Consider the following 26,933-nt stretch of genomic DNA (forward strand, 5'->3'; position numbering starts at 1 on the left):
TTTTGACTATGAAAACTGCCAGAAATTGTTCCATTCAAGATTCAGTTTGATCAACTTCACGGCTAGCTGACCATGGGCGTTGTTCTGTGTTTCGAACAGGCATAGGGCGGTTACTTCATTGCTGAACTGACAACAGACTTCAAGAGTCATTGAGAGTTTCTGACTCAACAACAAACGACTGAAGTCAACAGGGTGAAGACGTCAGTATTGTTGAGAGCTTATTTGTAGTCGGAAAGAATGTCCGAGCTGATTTTCGTTGTTTAGGTCAACAGAATTTGCTCCAATCCGATCTGCCCAGTTCGAATCTCAACAGCAAGATCGGTTCCAGTTGCAGATAGCATCCATGAGCTTGGATTCATCTGCTCCAGCTGGATCGAGCCAGTTCCCAGGTTGAGAGAACTCAAATCGAGCCGATCTTCAGCAGAAAAGCCAATGATTTCATCCGGATTGTCCCAGGTTGAATCATGGATCCCCTCAAGAATGAAGTGATCAGCTCCATCACCACCGATGAGTCGATCGGACCCGGGTCCGCCGATCAGAAAGTCATCCCCCTCGAGTGCCTCTAGTCGATCAGAGGTTTCACTTCCGATCAGCCGGTTTTCACCAGGTGTTCCCAGAATGGGGAGGATGGCCCGTTCACTGGAATAAGGCTGTAAGATTCCTGTAGGGATCGGTCGTACAGCATCACCATCAGTTCCTGCAAACAAGGGCAGGCGCAGAGCATCTTCTTCTCGCCGTGCAAACCCGTCCACCTGCTCACCAGTGGGTGCGGTCTCCTCCCAAGGCAGATGAATATGGTCGGCATGCAAGCTCCAACCCGGTGCGAATCCATCTTCGCCATTACGGAAACTGAGATCATTGTCACTAGCTTGAAGAAGCCGCTGATCCAGATCGCTGCCGGCTTCAGGCAGATTCATGTAATCAGAGCTCACCAGGTGAAGGTTGTTGTCGATTCGGCCGTAGTGAATCTGCAATTGCAGTTGAGGGATCAGTAAGGGATGCGCCTCTGAGCCTGATCCATAGGTGAGATGGCTTTTGTGATCGTTGCTGTCAAGCTGATTTCCGTTCCAATGGTCTGGAAAAATAATCACAGCCTGAAGAGGTAAATCACGCCACTCATCACCTAGGGGAATGTGGTCATAGGAGGATGATTCACCGATGTAATTCCAGAACACTTCAGCCCGGGATTGGCGTTGATTGGGTTTTGCCGATCCAGTGATCATCTTCAATCCTGTTGGCATATTGACCAAAAGATTCGGATCATTGGGCTGAAGCACGCTGTAGTAGGCGATTGAGCTGGCTTTGGGTGTGACATAGCTCCAATCCCCTCCAAGCCCATCTGTGCCTTCGTTAACCAAGCTGGGTGTCCAGTAAGTGGAAAAATTGTTGGTTGGTTGTGCCGCTGTGCTTCCTGCTCTCAGCAAAGAGCTAACGGTTGAGTTCTCATCGGTGCTGGTATTGGCAAAGAAGTCATGGGAATGCATGAATTGCGCATTTCCCGGCGCAACGATCGGATCAGCCGCGGCCCTGTGGCTGAAAGCGATATTCGAGACAAACTCTCCCTGGGAGAAGCCCGTTAGTTCAAAAGCGTCTGCATCCTCATCCGCAGGTTGTTCATCGCCATTTCCTTGTTCAGCTGTGCCGATGATCTGATCCAGATTGAGATCCAGCTGAAAGAGGAGCTCATTGCTCTCGTTGGTGGTTTCAGCAGGTCCCTGCTCACCAGTGAACATGCCGCTGTCGTTCAGTATCCAGTTGAAATCACCCCAAGGTCCACGATCGAGCACGCGGATCCGTCCCATGGCATCCACTGCAGCGCCGACAAGTTCAGCCTCTTCCCGCACCAGGGGAATATCACCGTTCCAGTAGTTGTCGTTACGGCGAATGAGCAGAGGTTCATCACTCCCTTTCTGGACAAAGGCCTGTCCGGTGGCGTCGTCCACCCACAATCTGGCGGTACCGGAATCAGCGATCAAGCGACGATTGGAGGCATCGTTCGAATCATCGGCGTCCTCGCCAGCAGGTTGTTCATCGCCATTTCCTTGTTCAGCTGTGCCGATGATCTGATCCAGATTGAGATCCAGCTGAAAGAGGAGCTCATTGCTCTCGTTGGTGGTTTCAGCAGGTCCCTGCTCACCAGTGAACATGCCGCTGTCGTTCAGTATCCAGTTGAAATCACCCCAAGGTCCACGATCGAGCACGCGGATCCGTCCCATGGCATCCACTGCAGCGCCGACAAGTTCAGCCTCTTCCCGCACCAGGGGAATATCACCGTTCCAGTAGTTGTCGTTACGGCGAATGAGCAGAGGTTCATCACTCTCTTTCTGGACAAAGGCCTGTCCGGTGGCGTCGTCCACCCATAATCTGGCGGTACCGGAATCAGCGATCAAGCGACGATTGGAGATTTCCTCGGTCTGGATCGTTGGCGTAAAATTTGAAATATATCTTTCATCAAACTTTGCACTGCCAAGACTAGTTTCATTGCCTTCAGTGAACAAGCCCCAATCATCATCAGGTCCTTTCCATGATTCATCACTGAAGTTGAAATAAAACATACTATCAAATATCGCCATGTCATTTTCAATGTAACTACTTACTTCCTGAAAATATGTCTTCATGTTGTCTGTGTTTGTGACTTGATCTGCGTAGCCGCTGCTTTGCCACCCTGTTTCACCCAATATCAATGGAGTATCAACAAGATCAAAGCTGTCCAGGACAGACCGAAAAAGAGTTTCATCTGCTTTCAAGATCTCAACTTGGTCCTGTGGAGTCCATTCAGGGTTGGAGCGATTGTCAAAAAAACCTGCATAGGAATGCACATTGATGTAATCCAGTTCCTCAAGAAGCTTGTCGCCTTGTTGACTCCAAAAACTGCTGTTTGGTCGTAATGTTTCGCCTGCAAAGTTATAGGTGATCGATAAATCACTACGTTCGCGAAATATCTGAACCTGCTCACGAACGTCTGACACCCCTAGGGCATTGGGATTCCAGTCAGCAAGCTGTTCGTTCCCAAGGCTGAATCCCAGGATGTACTGCTCATAGGGTTGAGTCACCTCCAGAGCCTGGTCTATTAATTGCGCTGCATCACTTTCATTAGTGATATAAATACCAGCTTGTACCTTCAAGTCAAGATCCATCTGGTTGATTGCTTCGAGGATTCGACCGGTGTAAGCGTTAGTGCCCCAAGTACGGATCGTGTCGAAGCCAAGAGCTGAGACCTTGAGTAAGGCTGATTCCAGCCGCTCCTGATTGAGCCATTGTCCTTGAGAATCGATTGAAAACCCGATTCCGCGACGACCTTCCCAGAACGGTCTGGTAGCTGCTTCAGTATTGGAAAAATTGTTTGTTGTTGCCTCTTCAGAAGCTGCATCGCTTGTTGCGAACTCAGAACTCCCATCACCCGCATTGATTTGATCAGCATTCGTTGCAACAGCAGATTCGAAGCCATTTGTTAGATCTTCACCAACCACACTGAATTCAGTGCTGGCCAAGGTTATAGATCCTTCCGGGCTGGTCTCCATTACCTCAATTCGATAAGCACCACTCGCTGCTGGCGTCATTAGTAGTCGCCAGTGCCCATCATCAGCAACTACTACACCTTTGTGAGTCGTCTCCTCGCCAAATCTGCCCTCCGGTCGCCAGTACTGTCCGGAGTCAAGGTGGAGAATCCTGACCTCAACGGCAGTCCCAATTTCACGGCCGGGTAATTCGCCGTAGATCCCTGTTTCGACGCCTGTCTGCATGACGACGTCGTCGTCTGGCCATATCAGGATGTTTTCAATCATGAAGGGATGTGGATGAATGCCACTAATGATCTTTCTCAACATGCGCCGAGCTAATCCATCAGTTGTGACTCACTTCCCAAAACGTGTAACTAAATCTGACTCATCATTAAAAAGACAATCGCTGCGTTTCGTTACACCGGTAAGGTTGATCGACTAGAAGTATTGCCCGGGGCTTTTAGTGCCTTGTTGCTATGGCTCAATCGCTATGGTTTGTCAAGTCTTGATGTGAAAATGATTGGGTTGCTATCCCGGAGCTCTTTAGAGAGGAGTCATCGAATTGATGGAAAGATCAGCAGCAATCATTCCATCTGTATTTGGTAATCGTGCTATGGCGCTTGGTTGTCGTGCGAGCTGAGCCGTCGTCACTGGTTCACAAAAGATAGCTTCTGATGAGGAATAGCCTGCTGGATTGATGGTCATTCGCCAAGCGCCTCTGGAGTTTATTTTTGCTATTGCTATTGCCTGATTCTTCGATGAGTCTGAAGTAGGGTTTGCCGTTATTGTTTTCATGAAGGCTGCTTTGTAGAAGGCTACTTTGGGGAAGGCTATGTGAGGCTTGCTCTTCGCTGCACTGCTTGAAACTGCTAATGAGTCTTGTTGTGCGTAATTACTGGCTTATTGATGCGGTTTTGTAAAAAAATCAGCCCCGAATGGCACTAAGAATCTGATTGTTGCGACTTTGCCTCATTCGACACTTTGCTAAGACCGCCGCTGATCGCTTCCACTGGGCAGAATGATTGGCATGACATCTGAGCTCAGTAGCTGCTTGGTAGGTCTAGCTTTCAGATCAACGTGCCCCTGGTGGCGGCTGGCAGAATCGTGATAGTTAGGTAGGCTCGTGTAAGCGAAGGCCAACATCCTTAAGATCAGTCCAAGGTGGCAGTCGTAAGAGTTGGGGTTGTTACTCAAAAAACGTAGATCGAATTGCCGGAGCTAGCCTCTGGAGATGAGCTTGTGCTGGGTTTACAGGCAAAACTGCGACGAGGTCGTAAGTTTCAGGGGACGTCAGGTTCCCAATCTCTTCTGTCAGTCGAGCAGGTCTTTTGTCTGATTCGAGCATTGTGCTCAGGTCTGTAAGTCTTTCGGTACCGATGCTTCTCAAGAGATGATGATGAGCATATTCATTGGATGTGTTTTACATTTTCATTGTTATTTCAGCGAAACTGCTCAGCATAGTCGGCTGCAAATGTTTTAAAGGTGCGTGGAGTTTTCCCCGTGATCGAAGCAACTTCATTTGTTGTGACTGCAGAGCTGCCTGAGCCAATTCGGCTGTAAAGACCTATTACGTGATCTGCTAGAAACTCAGAGACGCCAACATCCAACATAATCTTGCGATATTCGCTGCAGTCCATGTCGTAGTAGTTGATTTTGCATCCAATTGCCTTGCCCAACAGTTCCACGGCTTCAGGAAACGTCAACAGCTCCGGTCCAGTGAGTCGTAATGTTTTCCCTGCGTAACCATCCTTGGTTAGTGCTACGACAGCTGCGGCTGCGATATCACGAGTATCGATAAACCCTACCTCTGCAGTGCCGACTGAACAGATTGCAAACACATTTTGTTGGCTGATGTTCTCAGCTTGGGAGAGGAACATCTGCATGAAGTAGTTCGCTCTGATGTGGGTGTAGAAAAGCCCGGATTTTTCCAAGTTTTGTTCCGCCTGACCGTGAATCCGGGAGACTGAATCATCCCCGTTTGGATCAGCACCCAGTGAGGAGAGTCGTGCGTAATGGTTTACTCCGACCTGTTTGGCCGCAGCGATCAGATTCACCTCCATCGTTAGCTGATTTGCAACCGCGGGTACGATCGCGAAAACGGAATCGGCCCCATCTAATGCAGCAACAACAGCTGCTGCATCTTCAAGGTTGACTGCCAGATCATCAGGGTGTGAGGGATGTCGACTCAGCCCACGTACTCGATGTCCCTGGCTTCGGAGCAATTCGGCTGTATGACCTCCAACATTTCCTGTCGCACCAGTGACAACAATCATATTCTTTGCTTTTGACTTAGGTTTTGATTCTCATCTCGACTCTAGGTCGAGCTTTGTCTATTGATTCGTTACCGATTAATCCCGTCAGGATTTTCCTCCATTGCTGTGTCAGTGCCTAGATGAAGAAAGCAGGCTCTGTTGCTCAAGCCCGAGTTTCGCACTCAGATTGGCAGCGTCGCAGCTTCCTCCTGTTCGTCCCCTCAGCAGTTACTGATTGGATCAGGGCCCTGACTTTTGATTCCCAGCGTTGATTCGCTGTCTTGGTTTGTACGAGCGTTCAGGTTGCGATCGCGTCAGTCAACAGAATCAATCAATCAATCCATACGCGCGTCTCCGACTGGTTTCAAGTCGTTGATGCGGAGCTGAATGGTGTCCACAGGTAGTGTTTTTGCCGTCGCTATGCTTGGCCTTTACACCGGTAGTAGTGTTTTGGTATGACCTGACTCTCTTCCATGACCTCAGCCGATCGCCATGCCATCCGTCAGATGCTCCGCTTTCAGCTCCAATTGGATAGGGAGTGGAGCTGCAAGAGCGAGGCGGAGCAGTGGGACGAGGTTGATCGGATCGAAAATCATGATCAACTTGAGTGGATTGCAGCCTGGGGAGGGGTTAAATCTGCTCGGAGCAGGGTCGAGGCAAGGCGAGAGGCTGCTTCGAGCATGGTTGAAAACCAACGTGTGTTGAATGTGGGGCGTTACAGCGAAGCTGTTCAAAGGATTTCGTCAGCAGGGCCAGTTTTGGCAGGGTCGCTTTCGTCTGTTGTTAGTTGTGCGGAATGACATGACACTAAGTTGTTGTTGGAAACGGGATAGGTAGGCAGGCTGGCGTCAGCAAATGCCAGTAACCTTTGCTTTTATTTGACAAGTAGATGTCAGGGTTGGGGCTATTGCTCAAAAACGTTGATCGTTTCCCGATGTTGTGTTCTTCAGAAGAATGAGTCTGTGCATTCACTGAAAAGAAGTATGTCGTCAGTCAGTCTTACAGTTATCCCTTTCAAAATGTTCGTTGCTGCCTCTTAGCGCTTGGTTGCATAAAGAGTTTTGAGGGGTATGTCTCTCGGTTGTCCTTGCAAAGTTGTGAAATAGGGCTTGTTACAACGCAACTGGTTAGTTCATCAGACCTTGAATATTGATTGGATCAATTGCCCCTCTTTAGAGCGATTAAAAAGGTTTAGTGTTCATGGTTCCGGTTGGCATTGCGCCTTGACGGAGAGTTGGAGTTCCCTTCCTTACCGAGAGGTGCTGCTGTTCAAGCTCGGGCTATCAATTAGGACATGGCTATTCAAGAGGTAGGCTCTTGTGGGAGTCTTTTTTCTCGAAGTGCCACCTTGGGAATGCCTTAAGTCTGTTGGCTAGTTCCGAAAGTCACCAAAACGGGGGCGTAAACGTTTGATGCATTCATTCTTTTATCCGTCCAATGCCCCTGTTCAGCGCCAGAGAATTGCCAAACGAACCTGTCTATAGCCTTGTTTGCAGCAATATCTTGATTTCTGATGGTGTGAGTGCAATGGGATTGTTGCGGTTGCTTGCTGCCTCAACGATGCGATCTAGATCTGCAGCGGTGATGCCGTAACTTCCCAGGCGGGGAATTTTGAGTTCCTCTACCCAATTGAGCAAGCTTTTTGTGAAGTGGTCTACGGCAGCCTTGTTGTCACTGAGGCTGCTACCACCTGGCATCAACCGACCAACACGGGCCATCCGTTCAACTGCTGGATGATGGGGATCGCGTTGTTGCAGTGCGCTCCAGTTCTGTTGCTGAGCGGCAGCCATCAACGTTCCACAAATCACGCCGTGGGGGATCGCGAACCATCCCCCAATCGGCCCAGCCAGGCCATGAACAATTCCCAGGCCGGCATTCGCTAATCCAATTCCAGAACAGAGCGAGCCGTAGGCCATGCTTAGACGCACTTGCGGATCGGAGGATCCCTCTCCACAAGCACGCCGCAAATTCGGCACCAAGTGCTGGAGCCCGCTCCAGACAATTGCGTCGCTCAGCGGTGTTGCCATGGGAGAGAGAAACGGCTCCAGCAGCTGGGTGAAGGCGTCCATACCGCACGCTGCCGTGACATCAGCATCGGCACCAGTCAGCAGAGAACCATCAAGAATCACTGTGTTGGGGACAAAGTTGTCATGGCGTAGTGACTTCTTGTAGCCATTCGGTCCCACATGGCTCAGCACCGCATTTTTGGAGACTTCTCCACCGGTTCCTGATGTGGTGGGAATCGCCAGGAAAGGCAGGGTGATTCCGCTGTGGGCCCGACCACGGCCTACGCCCTCCAGGTGATCGAGCACGGAATTTCCGTGGGGAAGCATCGCGGCAATCGCCTTGCCGAAATCGATTACGCTGCCGCCGCCAATGCCAACCACAGCATCAAGGCCCTGGTCAAACCACTGCTGGGTAACGCGATCCACCAGCTCTGTACTGGGTTCTCCTGTAGAGATCACACGGGAATATTTAGTACCAGCGTCTTTGATTAAGCACTCCACCACGCTCAGCTGTCCCATCGCCTCCAGCGAAGCCTGTCCTGTCACAAGCAGGACAGATTGAGCGTTATGTGAGCGCAGCCAATCTGTGATCTCTTGGAGCGTTCCCATTCCGCAGTGAATCGGCGGGACGCGCGCAAAAGAAAACGAAACCGTCATGGGGCGACGGATTCGTAAGCAACACCTTTCCGCGGCTCAGCCATCCAATCTGCGACGGTTTCCTTCCACTTGAGGTAATGCGGCGTGGTCTTGTGTGCCGCTGCAGCAGCCTCGGATTCGTACGCCTCGTAGAGCAGAAACAGAGTGGGGTCGTCTTTGCTTTGAAGGAGGTCAAAGCGTTGATTGCCTGGCTCCTGGATGGATTCCCTGTGATTCAGTGTTGAAGCCTGACGGAACTCCTCGATCCGATCAGATTTCACGTGGATGTGAACGCAAGTGACGTGCATCGGAGACCAGAGACACAGTGAAGTTCTATCCAACCATCTCCCGCGCAGATCGCAGATTGCTTGGGTTATGAGCTGATTTGGCTGCTGATGAGATTGCCGAATGAGAGGACTTAAGGCGTCGGGGTCAGGTGATCCGGTCGACGATCAGCTCGTAGTCATTGGTAGGAATCCGCGTCGGGATGAGTTCTTAGTAACTTCAGAGGGGGCGTCATCCGGTGGATGACAGCGCTTGATCACTCGCATCCATCCCACCTGTAAATGCACCCACCGCCCCATGTTGGCTGTTGATGACCGTGTCCATCGACGAGGTTGAGTTGGCGGCAACCGGCGTGGCGTGTGGTGCTGTTTTGCGCAGGGGTGGGTGGTTTCACACCGGCCTGATCCATTCCTTTACAGAATCACTGCATTGATGGGGTGCGTGGTGGCTGAGCTGGTGTAAATCCTGCTGACCAGAGCTGGCCCTGGTGGACGCTGTTGCCAATTTGGAGTTTCTAATTGCAGTTTGCTTAGCGGAGCTGACCCTGCGTTGTCTTTGGTTTGTTGTGCAACTGGGCACGACCAAGGGCAACTGCTTGAGTCAGTCAGAGCGTTGGCAACAGCTTCTTCATTAGGCCTGCCAATCTGTATGGGAGCTTGTTCTCTTTCTCCGGTGACTGCTGAGCTGCTTCAGTTGACGAAAACTGTTGGTGGCGTGCTGCTCGGTAAGGAGCACCAGGTGCGGCTGGCTTTCAGTTGTCTGCTGGCAGGGGGGCATCTGTTGATCGAAGATCGCCCCGGAATGGGCAAGTCGACCTTGGCCGAAGCACTGGCAACCGTGTTTTCGCTGGCATTCAAGCGGGTGAGCTTCACCAGTGACCTGCTTCCCGCTGACCTGACCGGGATCAACATTTTCCATCAGGCGGACGCAACCTTTCATTTCCAGCCGGGTCCTTTGTTCACCCAGGTGTTGCTGGCTGACGAGATTAACCGCGCCAGTCCTCGCACCCAAAGCGCACTGCTGGAGGCCATGGCGGCTGGGCGCTTGAGTATTGATGGCATCAGCCATACGCTGCCACAGCCCTTTTTTGTGATCGCCACCCAGAACAGTCTGGATCAGGTGGGTACAAGTTCTCTGCCTGAGGCGCAACTCGATCGTTTTCTGATGCGCGTCAGTCTTGGTTTCCCCGACCGCGACGCGGAGCGTCAGCTGCTTCGCGGTGTTGGCTCTCCTGTTGAGAGTCTGCAAGGGGTTGATGATCAGGTGCTGCTTCGGCTGCAGCAGCGCTGCGCGGCTCAGTACTGCTCCGAGCAGCTGCTGGAGTACGTGCTCGACCTCGTGGAGGCGACCCGGCGCAACCAGGAGGGCCTGTCTCCAAGGGCCAGCCAGGGGCTTGTTTCGGCAGCACGCGCATGGGCACTCATCGATGGCAGAGACCACGTGCTGGTTGACGACGTGCAGGCGGTGTTGCCGGCCGTGGTGGAGCATCGCCTTGATGCCGGCTGCCCAGCGAACGCAGGCACGCCCCTCAGCACCGATCTCCTGGAGCGGGTGAATGCGTTGCGATGAGCTCAAGCTCGGACTGAGATCCCTCTACATCGTTCCCAGCCGCTTCGGTCTCCTCTGGCTTGCCGCGGCGGCGTTTCTGCTGCTGGTGGCGATTCAGACCTCCAGTAACAGCACCTTGCTTCTTGGCTTTCTGATGCTGGGCGTGATGCTGCTGGCGATGTTTCTCACCCACGACACGCTGCATGGTCTGACTTTGCGCTGCGGTCAGCCAGCTCCCGCATTTGCCGCTGAAAGCACCACTTACCCGCTGATTCTGGAAACCCGTTCGCCACGGCCTCCGATGCGTCTGCGCTTCCGCGACGGGTCTGAGGCTGCAGACCTGCAGTTGGCAGCGGGAATCACAACGCTTGATCTCCCCTGGACTCCGCAGCGTCGTGGCTGGCAAAGGCCACCCCAGCTGCAGATCGAGACCATCGCTCCTCTGGGCCTGTTCATCTGCTGGATGCGGTGGCTGCCTCCACAGGCTCAGTTGGTTTGGCCACGTCTTCACTCAGGTCCAGTGGGCGAGCAGTCAGCGTCTCAGTCCCGCGATGGTCTGGATGAATGGCACGATCTTCGCGACGTGCGTGATCAGGAGAGACCATCCGTTGTTGACTGGACCGGTGCCGCCCGGGGGCGCCCGCTGCAGGCGAAAGTGTTCACCGATCCCAGCAATCAGGTGTGGATGCTGGAACCGGCGTCGGGTCTGCCATTGGATCGGGCTGTTGAACACCTGGCTCAGCGGGTGATGCAGTTGCATCAGCAGGGTGTGCGTTATGGACTGCATCTCCGCGGCAAAACCCTGGCACCGGATCTGGGTCTGCGTCATCGCAATGCCTGTTTGGAGGCATTGGCGACAGCATGATCCGCAGGCCGCCAACAGGAGTGCTGGCCTGGTGCGCCTTCCCGCCGTTGCTGCTGCAGTGCTTTGTATTGAACAGCGCAGCGGCGCTCACCTGGCCGACCTGGGCCCTGGTGATCTGCGCCATGTTCAAGTTGAGCGAGTCCCGCAGGCCTTTTGACTGGCGGTTGGTGGCGTTGCTGCAGTTGCTGTCAGCGGGGTTGCTGGCGGCACAGCTGCAAAGCCTGTTGGCTTCTGCTTTGCAGTTGATCGCCGTTTGCAGCGCACTTGCAGCTCTGCTCAGTCATGAGCTCCAGGGGATGTTGTCATTTCGTGGATTGTTGCAACGCAGTCTTCAGCTGCTGGCGGCAGCTCTGCCTCTGGCCCTGGTGCTGTTCCTGGTTGTTCCTCGTCTTCCGCCGTTGTGGACAACGCAGTTTGGTCCTGCGCGCGGTGCTGTCACCGGGCTCTCTCCTGATCTCGACCCGCTCAGCATCGCGACATTGGCATCGGTGCAAGCCTCCGCTGCCCGCATAACCGTGCCTCAGGGAGTCGTCTTGCCTATGGATGCCTACTGGCGTGTGCTGGTACACGAGACGTTTGACGGACGTCGTTGGCAGCACCGTGATTCTCCCGCACCGCCGAAATCTCTCAGAGATGGGCGCAGTACTGCGGCGATCAGCCAGTGGTGGGTTGTCGAACCCTCCGCAACCCGTGCGCTCCCTTGGGATGGGCGTTCGGCTCCGGTGGCTGCCAATCAGTGGATCGCGCCGGAGGGGGAGCTGTTGATGGATGTCTCTTCTCGACAGCGCCGGGCCTATCGATTGCAGGCCAATGGAAATGCGCAGGACTGGCGACGCCGGCCCCCAATGGGGAGTGAGCGGCAGCTTCCAGCCGATGGATTGCTTCGTCTCAGGCAGCTGGGAAGAGGGTTCAGCAGCCTGCCCAGTGATCGTGAGCGCTTGGCAGCAGTCGAGCAATGGTTTCGTAGTCAGCCGTTTCGATACAGCCTTCAACCTGGATCAGCGCTGGATCTCGATGACTTTCTGTTTGATCGCCAGGTGGGGTTCTGCGGTCATTACGCCAGTGCCCTGGCGGCGTTGTTGCGCTCGGCAGATGTTCCGGCCCGTGTTGTCAGCGGTTATCGAGGCGGCCAGCTGGTGAAACCCCTGGGCGGGGTCGACTACCTCGAACTGCGCCAGAGCGATGCCCATGCCTGGGTGGATGTCTGGTTGAACGACGAAGGCTGGCAACGTGTCGACCCGACGCTCTGGATCGCCTCCACTGCTCAGAATTCTCTCCCTCAGCAACTCCCATCAGCTCTGCGTTCAGAGACGAAGCTGGCCTGGTGGCAGTGGATCCAGCGGCAATGGTGGGGCCTGGATCTGGTCTGGACCCGTTGGTGGTTGGGTTTTGACCAGTCCAGTCAACAGATCTGGTTGCAACGGTTGTTCGGTGACCAACAGCGATGGCTCGGTCTCACAGTGCTGTTTGCCTCGATGGCCGCTTCCGGTCTGGGTTGGGTGATGTTGCGCCACGCGCTGGCAGGACGCCAACCGCTTGATCAGTCGTTGCGCCTGCTTGCACGGCTGGGTGTGCTGCCCTTGCCCGGCGAAAGTTTTCCAGCACTTTGCGAGCGTGCTTCACATCTTCATCCTGATCAGGCTGATCTGTGGATGGCTATGGCTGAACGGCAGCAGCTGATTGCCCATGCCCGGCTCAGTGATTCACGGCGCCGGGATCTGCTGCACCAATGGCGCATCATTCGCCGACGTCTTCGCTCATACCTCTGAGGATCTAGTTTTCTCTTTCATGGATGGAATGGAAATTATTGTGCATCGACACTGCAACTGCTCAGGCCTCTGGCTCGCAGAATCGTGGGTAGATGACCTGAACTGTGTGGCGGCGAGCAGCATCCAATCTGAGAACCAAAGCTGGCCCCGATGGCTGCAGCTGCTACTTAGCCTTTCATTGCTTGAATTGGTCTGCGGGGCTAATCCCTGAGTTAACTCTGGGATTTTGTGAAACTGGGATAGATGGTGTGCAACTGAGGTCTTGGTGGTTTCTTGAAGCTGGCTTGTAATTCGTTTCCTGTCAGTTGGATCTAATGGGTGAAACCCCAGGTTCTATGACCCCAAGATTGCCGTGCATTCAAGTTTTTCTAGGGAGGCATCGCGACGCTGCAAACGCAGGCTGATGACCCTGGCGAGATATCGCGCATCATCGGCAACGCCGCAGAAGCGCCCGGAGCCCCAGGTATGTAGCCATGGCAAACCGATGAAATACAGGCCGGCGCTTTGGGTGACCCCGCGATCATGGGCAGGCAATCCACTCCCATCAAAAACGGGCGCATCAATCCAGCTGAAATCGCCGCGATATCCCGTACACCAGATCACCGCAGCAAGGGGCTGTGTATTCAAATCAATGCCAGGGTCATCCACGGGTGGGGGTTGCCAACAGGGGGAATACGCCTGTTCGATCGGTGCAGCAATTCCCTCCTTTTCGATCCAGCTGTCAATGCTGCTACGAATGCGGCAGTACACAGCATCGGCCTGATCAAGATTGGCGGCTAAATCATTGGTGAAGCCGATGTGGTCTCCGGTGATGCTGGATAGACGACCATGCAAGTGCATCCCTTCCATCGCACGTCGGCGCAGGTCAATTTCACGACCGCCGTCACGTCCGGTTAGGTAATGGTTGGTCTTCGCTCGGACGGTCCGTGGGTCTGCGTGATCGCTTATCGGCATGGCGTAGTAGCCCATCCGGTCCAGCCAATCAACAACGTCCTTGCCGCGGTAACGGCGCGGAGATCGTGGGGCTCGTCCCACACTCAGATGGACAGAACGCCCTGCAAGATGGAGGTCTTCGGCGATCTGGCTACCTGATTGGCCATTCCCGACCACCAAAACAAGGCCCTCGGGGAGAGCATCAGGGTTTCGGTAAGAACGCGCATCGATTTGTAGTAACGAGCTGGGCAGACGTTCGGCGTATGGATGACGACGGGGTCTGTGATATCCCCCAGTGGCAACGATGACGTGTTCGGCATCGATCACCCCCTCGCTGGTGACCAATCGGTAGCCATTGCCAATGGGTGTCAAACGTTCGACAGCGATTCCTTCGCGTAAATCAGCGTTGACATGCTGAGCAAAGCGCTGGAGATAATTCACAATGGACATCTTGTCCATGAAGCCGTCTGGCTGATCGCCGTCGTAGGGGAAATCAGGCAGACGGCATTGCCAGTTTGGTGTGACTAAACAAAACGAATCCCAGCGTTGCTGATCCCATGCATAAGCGACACGGTGTTTTTCGAGAACGAGAGGTTTTAGCCCTTGCAGTTTCAGTTCATGAGCTACGGAAAGACCAGCCTGGCCTGCTCCGACGATGACAACAGAACGGCGCTTTGCAGTTGCATTCTGGGTTGATATGACGTGCATTAACTCAACATACCTAATAACTATGGGAAATCTTCCGCTGCCGATGTAGCTGAAGGCACAAAATGAGGAAAGTAGAATTTTGGATCTGACCTGGATTTTTGTCGCATTGGGCACATCTCGCGGCCGGACGATTGGGCCACGATTTAGTCAATTATGAAAAGATTACATGCCTGCAGTTGACCGTCCCGCCAATCAGCCCGGTGATTTCCTTGTCGATTATGAGGAGAAAGTCTTCCCCGATATTAAGGCCGATCCAGGGGAAAAAGCCCTGGTCACATTCCATACAGTGGCCTTCGAGGGATCCATCGGCCTTGTCAATCTCCTGCAAGCCAGTCGTCTGATTTCCAAAGGCTTTGAGACTTCAGTCTTGCTATATGGTCCTGGCGTCACCCTAGGTGTCATGCGTGGGTTCCCTAAGCTTGGTGATGCGGCGTTCGACGGGCATTTGAACTTCAATGCCCGTCTCCAGAAGTTCATGGACCAGGGCGGAAAAGTGTATGCCTGTCGCTTTGCTCTGCAGGCGCTTTATGGTCATGGTGAAAAGGCCTTAATGCCTGGAATTACCCCAGTTAATCCACTCGATGTTCTTGACATTGTCCTGATGCATCGCAAAGAAGGCGCTTTCATTCTTGATACTTGGACGCTCTGATTTTTACTTTGGGGTTTGTTCACTTTGTCTACAATTAAGGTTGCTGCAGCCCAGATCCGTCCTGCCCTTTTCAGTCTGGACGGATCCCTACAGAGGGTGCTCGATGCCGTGGCTGAAGCAGCATGCCAGGGTGTTCAGCTGATCGTATTTCCTGAAACATTCCTCCCGTATTACCCCTATTTTTCGTTTGTTGAACCACCGGTTTTGATGGGTCGTTCCCATCTGGCCCTCTACGAACAGGCCGTGGTGGTACCCGGCCCGGTAACTGATGCAGTTGGTGCTGCCGCACGCCAACACGAAATGCAGGTTCTCCTTGGTGTGAATGAACGTGATGGTGGGACGCTCTACAACACGCAGCTGTTGTTTAACAGTTGCGGCGAGATTGCTTTGAAGCGGCGGAAAATTACACCGACTTATCACGAGCGAATGGTCTGGGGTCAAGGTGACGGATCAGGCCTGAAGGTGGTGCCCACTCCACTGGCCCGCGTCGGAGCCCTGGCCTGTTGGGAGCATTACAACCCCCTTGCCCGTTACGCCTTGATGGCCCAGGGAGAGGAGATCCATTGCGCTCAGTTTCCCGGCTCGCTGGTGGGGCCGATCTTCAGTGAACAGACCGCCGTCACCATGCGTCATCACGCCCTGGAAGCAGGGTGTTTCGTGATCTGTTCCACCGGTTGGCTGGATCCCGATGACTATGCGTCGATCACGTCGGAGTCAAGCTTGCACAAAGCTTTTCAAGGGGGTTGTCATACCGCCGTGATTAGTCCCGAAGGTCGTTATCTTGCTGGCCCTTTGCCTGAAGGTGAGGGGTTGGCGATCGCCGATCTGGATCTCGCACTGATCACCAAGCGCAAACGGATGATGGACAGTGTCGGCCATTACAGCCGTCCTGAACTGCTGTCTCTTCACATCAACAGTACGCCCGCGGTTCCCGTTCAAGACATGACCACTTCGACGGTTCCACTAGAGCCAGCCACGGTTTCCGATGCAATTTCATCGATGGAGGGGTTGAACCATGTCTGAGCTTGGCCGCTTGGTTACTGAACTCCAGGTGAATGGGGTTCGGGTTGACCAAGTGAAGGGCAACCCTGGAAGGCGGGGAGGGGCTGGTCCCTCCGATCACCGGGCGCTTGAGCTTGATGGCACCACTTTTATGGTGCCTGTTTATAACGATGCCTCCGCATCGTCGCCCTACAGGCTGGCGTCCAGAGGCCACGCTCTGTTGATCGAGGGTCCTGCGCAGACCTGTGCTCCAGAGATTTCAACTCCACGGGAGCCTGCGTTTTACGGCCTGGCGACTGCCGATGGAATTTCATACCGGTCCATCGCCTTGCTGCACAGCAAGGATGTCCTGGCGACCACGCTGCTGCAGACCTGCATGCGTTTCCGAGATCGATCGCAGTCCTGTCAGTTCTGCGCCATTGAACAGTCGATCGACAACGGCGCGTTGATTCGCAAAACCCCCGAGCAGGTTGCGGAGGTGGCTGAGGCTGCCGTCCGGCTGGACGGGGTCAAGCAACTGGTGATGACCACCGGCACGCCCAACAGTGATGATCGCGGCGCTCGCCTGATGGCCGATACCGCTGAAGCGGTGAAACGTCGTGTGAACCTCCCGATCCAGGGTCAGTGTGAACCGCCAGAGGATCCAAGCTGGTATCGGCGCATGAAGGAGTCTGGAATAGACAGCCTTGGCATGCATCTTGAGGTGGTGGAGCCGGATGTGCGACAGCGGATCCTTCCGGGGAAATCGGAGCTCAGCCTTGAGCGCTATTACGAAGCCTTCGCGGATGCCGTTGCGGTGTTCGGTCGTGGCGAGGTGTCAACCTATCTCCTGGCCGGTCTTGGCGACAGCAAGGAGGCCCTGCTTGCCTGCAGTCGCCGCTTGATTGATCTGGGGGTCTATCCCTTTGTGGTGCCCTTCGTTCCGATTTCTGGAACGCCACTCGAGAGTCATCCTTCACCAGATAGCTCCTTCATGGTCGACGTTTATCAGGGTGTTGCCGCAATGCTGCGATCGGGTGATCTGCACTCTGATCAGATGTCCGCCGGTTGTGCCAAATGCGGCGCCTGCTCGGCTCTCGCGCTGTTTGAACAGGTGTCCTCTTAGCCATGGTTTCTTGTCTGGATCCCAGCAGCCGTGGCATAGGTCGTAGCACCAGTTCGGCACCGCACGTGTTCATGCCCTCCGTGCGTGGCGGGATCGGCATCGATGCCGACGACTTTCGCCTGTCGCCCACGGCGAGTTCAGACCGTTTCACGTTTCATCTGCTGCGTTTCGATGCCACGCTCCTGCAGGGGTACTGGTCGTTGCGACGGGGCATTTTCTGCAGTGAACAGCATGTGTTCGAGCGCTCTGATTGTGATGAGCTCGACGCGATCGCCTACCCGATTGCTGCGCTGCACCACAGCTCCGACCCAGCCCATGACGACGCCGCTGGCACCAATGTGGTCGGCGTGGTTCGGATCGTTGAGACGGAACCGCGTCTCTGGTATGGCGGCCGTCTTGGTGTGCATCGTGATTTCCGCTGTCATAACCAGATCGGCAAAGGGTTGATCTGGAAAGCTGTCACCACAGCGAATGGTTGGGGATGCGACCGCTTTCTCGCCACGGTGCAGATACAGAATGTTCGCTTTTTCCGTCGCTTGCACTGGATCTCGGTCGATGAGCTTGAGATACGCGGCATACGCCACCACCTGATGCAGGCTGACCTCGCCTACTACTCACCGTCCCGTGAGCAACGTCCGATCGCAGTGTCCCAGGTGTCGTTCGCGGCGTGAGTGACGAACGTCTTGTGAATGCCTTGCTCAGGAAAAGTGGCCTTCTGGCCAAGGGGGACGTTCGCTCAGCGGCTGCCACCTTTCGCCATCAACCGTTTCCACAACTGGGATTAGCCGGGATGTTAGGTGACGACACCGCTGTGGTGCCTGCCCAGACCGGCAAGCTGCTGTTGGCCTGTGAGGGGATGCATCCCGACCTAGTCGAGGAGGATCCTTGGTTCGCGGGCTGGAGTGGGGTGCTGGTCAACCTCAGTGACATCGCGGCCATGGGTGGTCGACCGCTGGCTCTTGTGAACAGTGTGTGGAGCGGCCATGCCGAGGGAATGAGCGCCCTGCTGGAGGGAATGCGCTTTGCCTGCGATCGCTTTGGCGTCCCGATGGTGGGTGGCCATTCCAATCAGCAGAGCTCCTATCAGGCACTCTCGGTTGCCGTTTTAGGTGTGGCGGAGGGTCCAGTCCTCTCCGCGCGCGCGGCATGTCCGGGTGATGAGCTGTGGTTGCTGATCAACAAGGCCGGAAGCTTTTACCGCCACTACCCCTTCTGGGATGCCGCGACCCATGCATCGCCTGAGCGACTTCGTACACAGCTGGCACTGCTGCCGGCTCTGGCTGCCGCACAACTGGTGCACGCCGCCAAGGACATCAGCATGGGTGGAATGACCGGCACCGCGGTGATGTTCGCCGAAGCCTGCGGTTACCAATTGATCCTTGATCTGGATGCTGTGGAACGTCCTGATGACGTCCCAGACGAAGCCTGGCTTACCTGTTTTCCAAGCTTCGGATACCTTCTGGCTGTCGACCCCACGTGCACCCGATCCCTTGCGCAGATGCTGTCGAGCGAAAAGACGCTGATTTGCTGCCGAATCGGACACTTTGCCGAGGGTGATTGCAGCGTGCTGTTGCAACAGGCCGGGGTGAAGCATCGCTTCTGGGATGGAGGCGATGGGCTCACTGGTTTTGGCTGTGTTCGATGAGACAGTCATAGTCAATGTGGCCGTGCAGGATCTTTGAATTTGGCGATGATCAATGCCTGAAGTTCGTTTTCAACTGGAGTGGCCTGACGGGCAGTCCAGCACTCTGTATTCGCCATCTACGGTGATTCTGGATTATTTACAACCCGGTGATTCGCTGTTGGTTTCTGAGCTTGAGTCGCGTGGCGTCGAAGCGCTTCGCGCGGCATCAGAGCGAGTTCGCGAACGTTATGGTTTTGCCTGCACGCGCACCCATGAAGAGGAATCCCAGCTGCGCCAGTGGATCTCCCGCTACAGCTCCGATGACATCGTTCGTGTTGTTGGACCACTGACTTGATGATCACTGTTTTACTAAGCCGCCTTCAATGTCTGCCCCCCCCCCCCTCTTTCTTCTCACAATCACCCTTGAAACTGCCCGTCAGAAAGTGCCTATGGCTGAAAATGTCTGGAACAGCAAAAATTCAGAAAAGGTATCACTTGCTTACATCGAGAGTAGCGTTCGGCTAAACCGCAGTGAATTCATCTATGGCCTAACGAAACCTATAGGAGCAGATGGGATTTATACCACTTTTCTGGATGTCGATAAAGATGATTTTTCTGGCCGATGATAGGGTTGATTGTATCTGATTTTGGTATTAATCTTTTAAGATAGGTATGCTTTGGTGATGGCTGTGAATGAAGATTTCAAATTGCTATTAATTCCTTAATTAGCGGACGATGCACTGTTTGAGTTTTAGCAGTATTCGGTGAAGACGAGAGAGCGCGCATATATAAACTGGCTTGGCTGAGTAGCTTGGAAATTCCCTCTTTTAAATCGTCTCTGGCTTGTCAGTAGAGCAGCTTACGCCGTGTTTTGGCCGGTAGTTCCACAAACAGCGATTTCGAAACGGTTATCGCAGTCACGAAGGTACGATCTGAGGGCAACTGAGGGCATCTCAGTAGAGGAACAAAGCTGGCCCTGGTGGCTCCCGCTGCCACTTAGCTTTAGTTGCAGGAGCAGGTCTGAGGGGCTTGTTCCTAAGTTGTCCCTCATTTTTGTGCAACTGGGCAGAGTTATGTGTATCTGAGAGTGATCGCATCACAGGCCAACTCTCGACAGAGATAACCGTCGTAGGCATCAAGCCAAACGTTCGAGAAGAAATGCAAAAAGCATTTCGAGAACGAGCGAAATGATCAAGCAACTCTGCAAATGCTTAACTTCCAATAGCCATAATCTGCAATGCAGATGTAATTAATTTAGATTCTCAACAATTAATCGTAGTTTGAACCTTATATCAGTGTCACCTGCTCCGAGTCCTTGATGCCAAGGAGTAGCATGATTTGATCACCAGATAAATCTGTGAACATCAAGCCATTGTCAACATTTGTCCAGCTCCCACCTTGAATCATTGCAAGATCAATCTTGTCTTCGCCAACGGTGTAGTCCTGAATCAGCGCATATCCATCACCTGAAACACCCCGGAATGTATCAATACCTAGATCTCCCCAGACATCGCCTTGGCTGACAGCCAAGACATCATCATCTTTTCCACCTCTATACGTAACACCAGCAGCCGCTCCAGTGATGAAGTCGTTGCCACGATTTCCATTCACCCAACTCCCAGAATCGGCAGCAAGAACTTCAATCCTATCTCCATCATCTCCGCCAAGATATCGACCAAGTCCTCCACGCAGAATTATTTGATCTGCTCCTTTATCGCCATTGATATAGGAATCAATTCCGCCGAACACCTCAAAAGTGTCTGCTCCTTTGCCGCCAAAGTATTGACCTTTCTGGCCAGCACGCAAGACAAATCGATCATCGCCCTTATTGCCATTGGCATAGTTATTCTTGCCTCCTGTGACCTCGAGATAGTCGTTGTCGTTTAAAAGCGCAAAGTTGAAATTGGATTGATTGATCAGTGAATCAACCTTGTGAGTCCAATATCTGCGTCCGTTGATGAGCAGGTTTTCAAGGGTTTGTGCCGTGTTGCTATTGCTGTTAAGGCTGCTGCTCACGTCACTAGCTGGAGTCGGAGTCGGAGTCGGAGTTGGAGTGACTAACGCTTTAACAGCCGAGGTGGCGCTGGAACTGACACTTTCAGCTGTTCCTTGCTGATCGGTGTAACTGGCGGTGACGCTGATCGCAGAACCGACGTCAGCTTGAACCAGCGTGTATGTCGTTGATGATGGATCAGGGATATTGATTGCTGTTCCAGATCGCCTCCAGCCATAGGCAATCGTGCCGAGACCATCAGCATCAGCGAGGGTGTGGGATGCCGTTAAGGTCTGGCCTTGTGTTGGCGTGCCGCTGATGGTGACCGAACCTGTCGGTGCATCGTTGACATTGGCAACAGCTGAAGTGGCGGTGGAGGTGACACTTTCTGCTGTTCCTGCTCCGTCGGTGTAACTGGCGGTGACGCTGATCGCAGAACCGACGTCAGCTTGAACAAGCTCATAACTTGTCGATGTCGCACCAGAGATCGACGAGCCAGCTCGCTTCCATTGGTTGGTAATCGTGCCGAGGCCATCGGCATCAGCGAGAGTGTTTGCTGCAGTTAAGGTCTGGCCTTGTGTTGGCGTGCCGCTGATGGTGACCGAACCTGTCGGTGTGCGGTTTGGGATATTGGAAACAGTGACAGCATTTCCTGTTAGATCCTCGATGTTGACCGAGGAATCAGCTCCCGGTGCCCAGTCATCAGCAGCGGCGATGTTGTAGGTGGTGCCTTGGGTTGAGGCGGTGCCGTTCTTGTTGAGCAGGGAATCGAGGTTGCTCTGATCGGTGCTGTTGAGGGTGATGCTGGCGGCTGTCGCCGATGTCAGTTCAACGTCACCAGTGGTGAGGGTGTAGGTGCTACCGGAGCCACCGGTGATGGTGAGCTTGGAGACGTCGATGTCGTTGCTGGAGCCGGAATAGGCGGGCAGGTTGCTGCCGGTAAGAGCGAGAACACCGCTGGAATCGTCGTAGCTGGCTGAGCTGAGGCTTGGTGCGGCGACATTGGAGACGGTGATGGCGTTTCCTGTGCTGTCGGCTGGTGAGGAACTGGAGCCTGGATTCCAGTTCAGAGCAGCGGCGATGTTGTAAGTGGTACTTCCGCCGGAGGAGGTGCCATTTTTATTGAGCAGGCCGGCGAGTTGCAGTTGATCAGCCGCGTTGAGGGTGACGGAGAAGGCGGTGGCTGATGTGCGTTCAACGTCATCTGAAGTGAGGGTGTAAGTGCTGCTGCCTTCTCCAGTGAGGGTGAGTTTGGAGATATCGATATCGTTATCTGCGCCTGCATTGACCTTGAAGTTTGTCCCCGTCACAGACAGGACGCCGGTGGAAGCGTTGTAGCTGGCGGATGTCATTGCAGGATCAATCCACCAATCGCCGTTGCTATCAAGCTTGGCAATAAAGACGTCATAACTACCCGCTGATGTGAGTGTGTTACTGCCAAATGTGGCGGAGTAAAGGAAGTCACCAGTAACAATCGTGCTGTTGTCGCTTAGGACGGAGATGCCACGGCCAATCTCCCGACCTGTTCCACCGGCATTTTTAGCCCAGAGATAATCGCCGTTGCTATCGAGCTTTGCAATAAAAACATCCTTGTCACCCGCTGATGTGAGCGTGGTACTGCCAAATGTGGCGGTGCCGTAGAAATCGCCAGTCACAATAGAGCTGTTGTCGCTCAGGCTGGTAATGGCAACGCCCCTATCAGCAGAACTGCTACCGCCTTGCTTGGCCCAGAGATAATTGCCTTCGCCATCAATCTTGGCAATAAAGACATCTTTACTACCCGCTGATGTGAGCGTGGTACTGCCAAATGTGGCGGTGCCGTTGAAATAGCCAGTCACAATCGAGCTGTTGTCGCTCAGGCTGGTAATGGCAATGCCCCTATCATCCGAACTGCTACCGCCTCGTTTGGCCCAGAGATAATTACCATTGCTATCAAGCTTGGCAATAAAGACATCATAACTACCCGCTGATGTGAGGGTGGTACTGCCAAATGTGGCGGTGCCGTTGAAAAAGCCAGTCACAATTGAGCTGTTGTCGCTCAGGCTGGTAATGCCATAGCCCCTATCATCCGAACTGCTACCGCCTCGTTTGGCCCAGAGATAATTACCATTGCTATCAAGCTTGGCAATAAAGACATCATTATTACCCGCTGATGTGAGCGTGGTACTGCCAAATGTGGCGGTGCCCTGAAATTCGCCAGTCACAATCGAGCTGTTGTCGCTCAGGCTGGTAATGGCATAGCCCTTATCATCCGAATTGCTACCGCCTCGTTTGGCCCAGAGATAATTACCATTGCTATCAAGCTTGGCAATAAAGACATCATCATTACCCGCTGATGTGAGCGTGGTACTGCCAAATGTGGCGGAACCACTGAACCGGCCGGTGACAATCGAGCTGTTGTCGCTCAGGCTGGTAATGCCATAGGTCGTATCATCAGAACTGCCACCGCCTTGTTTGGCCCAGACATAATCGCCGTTGCTATCAAGCTTGGCAATAAAGACATCTTTACTACCCGCTGATGTGAGCGTGGTACTGCCAAATGTGGCGGTGCCGTTGAAATAGCCAGTCACAATCGAGCTGTTGTCGCTCAGGCTGGTAATGGCATAGCCTTGATCCTGGAGTGTTCCACCGCCTGATCTTGGGAAGGCAGCTAGTTGATGTGGCCAGCTCAGAAGCTGTTGCGCATTGATCGGTAATTGCGGTGATGGAGCATCATCACGGGACGTCAACTTCCAATGCGTGAATCCATGTCCCAGCTGCCCCAGCGGCAGACGACTCGCCCAGACCGTTGCGCCGCTGAACTCCTCCAGCAGGCTGATGAAGCTTGATTCGGCCCCTGTCGAGCAGCTCCAGAGCATCAGCTTTTGCAGGCCCCATTGCGCCAGTTGCTGATGCCGATCGATGAGCGACTGGCTGCTGATCGTGTGGTTGCCAACATGAAGTTGGCCTGCACTGCCATGGCTGATCCAATGCAGGTTCGCAACAGGGTTGCCTAGCTGACGTCGCCAGTTGAGCTCCTGGCTGAGGATGTCGAAGGGGTGATCTGTTGCTTGCAGCCACAACACAGGGAGTGCCGTTCTGGCGAGTAGATCTCGGATCTGCGGGCAACTGCCATCGGCAACGATCAACGCCGTTGGTTGATCAGCTCTGACTGCGGTTGTTGGAGAAGAAGGGTCAAGCTGTGATGATCTCTGCAGGCTCACCATGCCACTGCTGATCGAAGCGGAAGGATTGCGGCGGGATGGGAGATGGGAAGAGGGGAGACGCGAGTGCTTGGTCAATATTTTGGTAGTAGTTTGAAACATGTATCTAGATATACTAATTAATGGCGGGCTTAACAATGTAATTCATGCTACACAGTTTTAAGGCGATTTGCTGCCAGATTGAATGTTCGGTTTGATGCGATTAGCGAGACTGTGTCGTGTCTGTGAGGCGGGTGACCGGCTTAATTAATGATAGATTAATTGCGGTTCATTCGCTTCAATATTAATCCCCAAGAGATAAGAGTCGATCTGTAATCGGTGAAGGTGGTGCTGTTCAAGCTCGCGTCGAGCGATTCGCTCTCTTGGCACATGTTTGAAATCGTTGTTGAATCATTGATCAGGAATGGATTGAATTCAACAAGTTTGGTAATTGTGCGGGGCGATGGAGGAGAGGCAATGATGAGAGCTGAATTGGATTTGCTGATAGCAATCAGGGTTGGTTCGTGTGCATTGAATTGGTTGGCCAGAACACCTGGGAGAATGGGATGGGGCTGAGATCCGTCCATCAGCTTGATATCTGTGAATCGGGGGATGCCAAGCAATCTGAGGGCAACTAAGGGCATCTCGGCGCAGGACCAAAGCTGGCCCTGGTGGCCGTTGCTGACATTTTAGAGGGCTTTGCTGCAAGAGCTCTCAAGGGCTTGTCCCTAAGTTGTCCCCGGAATTCTGTGCAACTGGGTAGGAGTCTGTGCAACTCCGAGATCCTTGTCTGACTGAGCGTTAAGCGAGAGGATCCATCACCGCCGGATTCAAAGCAAAGTTATCATCAAGTGTGATCGCTGGATCCGAAATCAACCTGGCTTGTCTAGTGTTTTCGATAGTTAAAATATCTTTTTGTTGCGTTGATAACTCATCCATAAAACCGTCTGCTTTTTTGATCTGTTTTTTGCTCAGACCAGCGAGCTGATCATCTGTAAAAGCGCGAGCTTGTCGGCTATTTAATGCGTTAAGGGATTCGGACCTTAATCCAGAGATCGCGTCAGGAGCGATCTCTGAAAGATTTTTTGGCTTAAAGCTGGAAAGCTCTTCTGCATCGAGGGTCTTGAGTTGACCTTTCTGTAGCCCTGTTACTGCATCTTTTGAGAGTTTGCTGAGCTGACGCTTACCCATTGCTACAAAAACACTATCGCGCAGGACTGCTATTTGTTTCGAGGTGAATTTTTTAACGGCATTCGGCGAGAGATCTTCGAGTTGTTGACCTGATAAATGACCGACAAATTGTGTTGTATTTTTGAATCGTTTATTGTTTATTCCGGCAAGTTGATCGTCAGTAAAAGCGCGGACTTGGCGTTTTTTTAACGCATCAAGTGATTTGGGCTTTAGCCCAGAGATTGCCTCAATGGGAAACGCTTTAAGCATTCTTGGCTTAAAAGCTGATAGTTCAGCTCCAGAGAGGGTGCTAAGTTGCCTTTTTTGTAGGCCTGTTATCGCCTTTTTTGAGAGTTTTCTTAGTTGAGGCTCATCCATTGCTGAGAAGACGTGTCTGGAGAGTGCTGCAATTTGTTTTTTGGTGAATCCCTTAACAGCTTTCGGAGAGAGGCTAGAGAGTTGAGTTTTCGAGATGCATTTGATCGCATTAATGGGGATTTTTTTGATCTGATCTCGCGATAAAGTTGCAAAAGCTTGTGTAGTGAATGCTGCCATTTGTTCGCAGCTGATACTGGATATTGTGACTAGAGGGAAACTTCTTAGGGAATCAGCGTCATTCCCAACGATGTCTTGAATGGCATATTCATCATCTCCTTTTGTTGGATCATTGTAATCAACAGTGGCTGACTCACCAGTTGTAATCGGTGTGGTTAGGGTTAAAATGACAGTATTATCATCAACAGTTACATCAGCAACATCATTGGTGGCAGAACTCGTTGTGACTTCGAAATCTGATTGATTGGCTGTCGCAGAAGACAGCTCCTCGTCATAGGTGAGGATGACTTGTGTGCCTGCCGTATTAGTTTCAGCAGTCGATAATGTTGGTGCTATTGTGTCAGGAACGGTGGAGTTATTGGCGACTGATAAACCACTTAGAGAGGCGGCATCATTCCCAACGATGTCTTGAATGGAATTTACATCATCTCCAGTCGTTGGATCATTGTAAGTAATAGTGGTTTGCTGACCAGTTGTAACGGCTCTGTTCAGGGTTAAAATAACAGAGCTGCCATCAACAGTTACAGCTGTCACGGCATTTGCGGCAGAAGCTGTTGAGACCTCGAAATCTGATTGATTAGCTGTCGCAGAAGACAGCTCTTCATTGTAGGTGAGGATGATTTGTGTACCTTCTACATTGGTTTCAGCAGTGACAAGTCTTGGTGCTCGTGAATCATCAATAACAGTAATTTCTGCAGTATCACTATTGCTGGAGAAGTATTTCGTAGAGCTGACGTCAATGATCTGCAGGCCGCTGGTGTCGTCGGCGACGAAGGCGGTGTTTCCATAGGTAGAAAGGCTGACGCCATAGGCCCAGCTCGAAGTATTGAAGTTGCCCTTGAGTGATGGGTTGGTGGGATCACTGACATCGATGATGTCCAGGCCGTGACGCCCATCGGCAACGAAGGCGGTGTCGCTATCGGCTGAGAGGGTGACGCCATTGGCAACACCCGAGGTGTCGAGGGTGGTGGTGAGTGTTGGGCTGGCGGGGTTGCTGACATCAATGATCTGCAGGCCGCTGTATCCATCAGCCACGAAGGCGGTGTTGCCATCGGCGGAGAGGGTGACGCCCCTGGCATAGCCCGAAGTATTGAAGTTGCCCTTGAGTGATGGGTTGGTGGGATCACTGACATCGATGATGTCCAGGCCGT

Annotated in this window: 18 protein-coding genes; 10 read left to right on the top strand and 8 right to left on the bottom strand. The window is 53.1% G+C overall.

Going from position 1 to position 26,933, the window contains the following annotated elements:
* Positions 1 to 260: 260 nt before the first annotated feature.
* The 4 genes from DXY31_RS10580 to DXY31_RS10600 all read right to left on the bottom strand — a co-directional run bounded on the left by DXY31_RS10580 (position 261) and on the right by DXY31_RS10600 (position 8,702).
* A complete protein-coding gene (locus tag DXY31_RS10580) occupies positions 261 to 3,827 on the bottom strand; it encodes a DUF1996 domain-containing protein (protein WP_114993745.1) in 3,567 nt (1,188 codons plus the stop codon).
* A gap of 1,112 nt (positions 3,828 to 4,939) precedes the next feature.
* A complete protein-coding gene (locus tag DXY31_RS10585; protein ID WP_114993746.1) occupies positions 4,940 to 5,773 on the bottom strand; it encodes an NmrA family NAD(P)-binding protein in 834 nt (277 codons plus the stop codon).
* Between the two features lie 1,457 nt (positions 5,774 to 7,230).
* Positions 7,231 to 8,415, bottom strand: coding sequence for an iron-containing alcohol dehydrogenase (locus DXY31_RS10595; RefSeq protein WP_114993748.1), 1,185 nt, complete (start codon positions 8,413 to 8,415; stop codon positions 7,231 to 7,233).
* Positions 8,412 to 8,702 carry an antibiotic biosynthesis monooxygenase gene (locus tag DXY31_RS10600; protein WP_114993749.1) on the bottom strand — a complete coding sequence of 97 codons (291 nt, stop codon included), beginning with the start codon at positions 8,700 to 8,702 and terminating at the stop codon, positions 8,412 to 8,414. Before DXY31_RS10600 ends, DXY31_RS10595 begins: the two co-directional genes overlap by 4 nt.
* 670 nt (positions 8,703 to 9,372) lie before the next feature.
* On the opposite strand from DXY31_RS10600, the gene DXY31_RS10605 reads away from it, so the two are divergent.
* From DXY31_RS10605 to DXY31_RS10615, 3 genes are read left to right on the top strand one after another with little or no spacing between them, the layout of a single operon-like run.
* The gene (locus DXY31_RS10605) at positions 9,373 to 10,248 is read left to right on the top strand and encodes a MoxR family ATPase (protein ID WP_244279704.1); all 876 of its coding nucleotides are present in this window, start codon (positions 9,373 to 9,375) and stop codon (positions 10,246 to 10,248) included.
* Positions 10,235 to 11,092 carry a hypothetical protein gene (locus DXY31_RS10610; RefSeq protein WP_114993751.1) on the top strand — a complete coding sequence of 286 codons (858 nt, stop codon included), beginning with the start codon at positions 10,235 to 10,237 and terminating at the stop codon, positions 11,090 to 11,092. The genes DXY31_RS10605 and DXY31_RS10610 overlap by 14 nt, the downstream gene beginning before the upstream one ends.
* Positions 11,089 to 12,861, top strand: coding sequence for a transglutaminase domain-containing protein (locus DXY31_RS10615; protein ID WP_114993752.1), 1,773 nt, complete (start codon positions 11,089 to 11,091; stop codon positions 12,859 to 12,861). The genes DXY31_RS10610 and DXY31_RS10615 overlap by 4 nt, the downstream gene beginning before the upstream one ends.
* A 333-nt stretch (positions 12,862 to 13,194) precedes the next feature.
* Here the strand turns inward: DXY31_RS10615 and DXY31_RS10625 are convergent, their stop codons facing one another.
* A complete protein-coding gene (locus DXY31_RS10625) occupies positions 13,195 to 14,502 on the bottom strand; it encodes an MSMEG_0569 family flavin-dependent oxidoreductase (RefSeq protein ID WP_114993754.1) in 1,308 nt (435 codons plus the stop codon).
* 166 nt (positions 14,503 to 14,668) lie between these two features.
* Here DXY31_RS10625 and DXY31_RS10630 point away from each other — a divergent pair, with 166 nt between their 5' ends.
* The 7 genes from DXY31_RS10630 to DXY31_RS10660 are packed head-to-tail and all read left to right on the top strand — an operon-like array spanning position 14,669 to position 19,508.
* Positions 14,669 to 15,151, top strand: coding sequence for an MSMEG_0572/Sll0783 family nitrogen starvation response protein (locus DXY31_RS10630; protein ID WP_114993755.1), 483 nt, complete (start codon positions 14,669 to 14,671; stop codon positions 15,149 to 15,151).
* 24 nt (positions 15,152 to 15,175) lie between these two features.
* Positions 15,176 to 16,174 carry a Nit6803 family nitrilase gene (locus DXY31_RS10635; RefSeq protein ID WP_114993766.1) on the top strand — a complete coding sequence of 333 codons (999 nt, stop codon included), beginning with the start codon at positions 15,176 to 15,178 and terminating at the stop codon, positions 16,172 to 16,174.
* Positions 16,167 to 17,258: an MSMEG_0568 family radical SAM protein gene (locus DXY31_RS10640; RefSeq protein WP_114993756.1), complete on the top strand. Its 1,092-nt coding sequence runs from the start codon at positions 16,167 to 16,169 to the stop codon at positions 17,256 to 17,258. Before DXY31_RS10635 ends, DXY31_RS10640 begins: the two co-directional genes overlap by 8 nt.
* Positions 17,259 to 17,260: 2 nt before the next feature.
* Positions 17,261 to 17,929: an MSMEG_0567/Sll0786 family nitrogen starvation N-acetyltransferase gene (locus DXY31_RS10645; RefSeq protein ID WP_114993757.1), complete on the top strand. Its 669-nt coding sequence runs from the start codon at positions 17,261 to 17,263 to the stop codon at positions 17,927 to 17,929.
* Positions 17,926 to 18,903: a sll0787 family AIR synthase-like protein gene (locus DXY31_RS10650; protein ID WP_114993758.1), complete on the top strand. Its 978-nt coding sequence runs from the start codon at positions 17,926 to 17,928 to the stop codon at positions 18,901 to 18,903. The genes DXY31_RS10645 and DXY31_RS10650 overlap by 4 nt, the downstream gene beginning before the upstream one ends.
* Before the next feature lie 52 nt (positions 18,904 to 18,955).
* Positions 18,956 to 19,237 carry an MSMEG_0570 family nitrogen starvation response protein gene (locus tag DXY31_RS10655; protein ID WP_114993759.1) on the top strand — a complete coding sequence of 94 codons (282 nt, stop codon included), beginning with the start codon at positions 18,956 to 18,958 and terminating at the stop codon, positions 19,235 to 19,237.
* A 28-nt stretch (positions 19,238 to 19,265) separates the two neighbouring features.
* The gene (locus tag DXY31_RS10660; protein WP_114993760.1) at positions 19,266 to 19,508 is read left to right on the top strand and encodes a DUF1348 family protein; all 243 of its coding nucleotides are present in this window, start codon (positions 19,266 to 19,268) and stop codon (positions 19,506 to 19,508) included.
* Between the two features lie 661 nt (positions 19,509 to 20,169).
* Here the strand turns inward: DXY31_RS10660 and DXY31_RS10665 are convergent.
* From DXY31_RS10665 to DXY31_RS10675, 3 genes are all read right to left on the bottom strand, one after another.
* The gene (locus tag DXY31_RS10665) at positions 20,170 to 24,156 is read right to left on the bottom strand and encodes a DUF4347 domain-containing protein (RefSeq protein WP_170953673.1); all 3,987 of its coding nucleotides are present in this window, start codon (positions 24,154 to 24,156) and stop codon (positions 20,170 to 20,172) included.
* Between the two features lie 179 nt (positions 24,157 to 24,335).
* Positions 24,336 to 24,644, bottom strand: a complete 309-nt coding sequence (locus DXY31_RS10670) for a hypothetical protein (protein ID WP_137024962.1) — start codon at positions 24,642 to 24,644, stop codon at positions 24,336 to 24,338.
* A gap of 214 nt (positions 24,645 to 24,858) precedes the next feature.
* The coding region (locus DXY31_RS10675; RefSeq protein ID WP_198410872.1) for a SwmB domain-containing protein at positions 24,859 to 26,933 on the bottom strand (2,075 nt) is incomplete at its 5' end.

The sequence above is a fragment of the Synechococcus sp. UW179A genome (assembly GCF_900473965.1).
In the GTDB taxonomy this organism is placed as follows: Bacteria; Cyanobacteriota; Cyanobacteriia; order PCC-6307; family Cyanobiaceae; genus Synechococcus_C.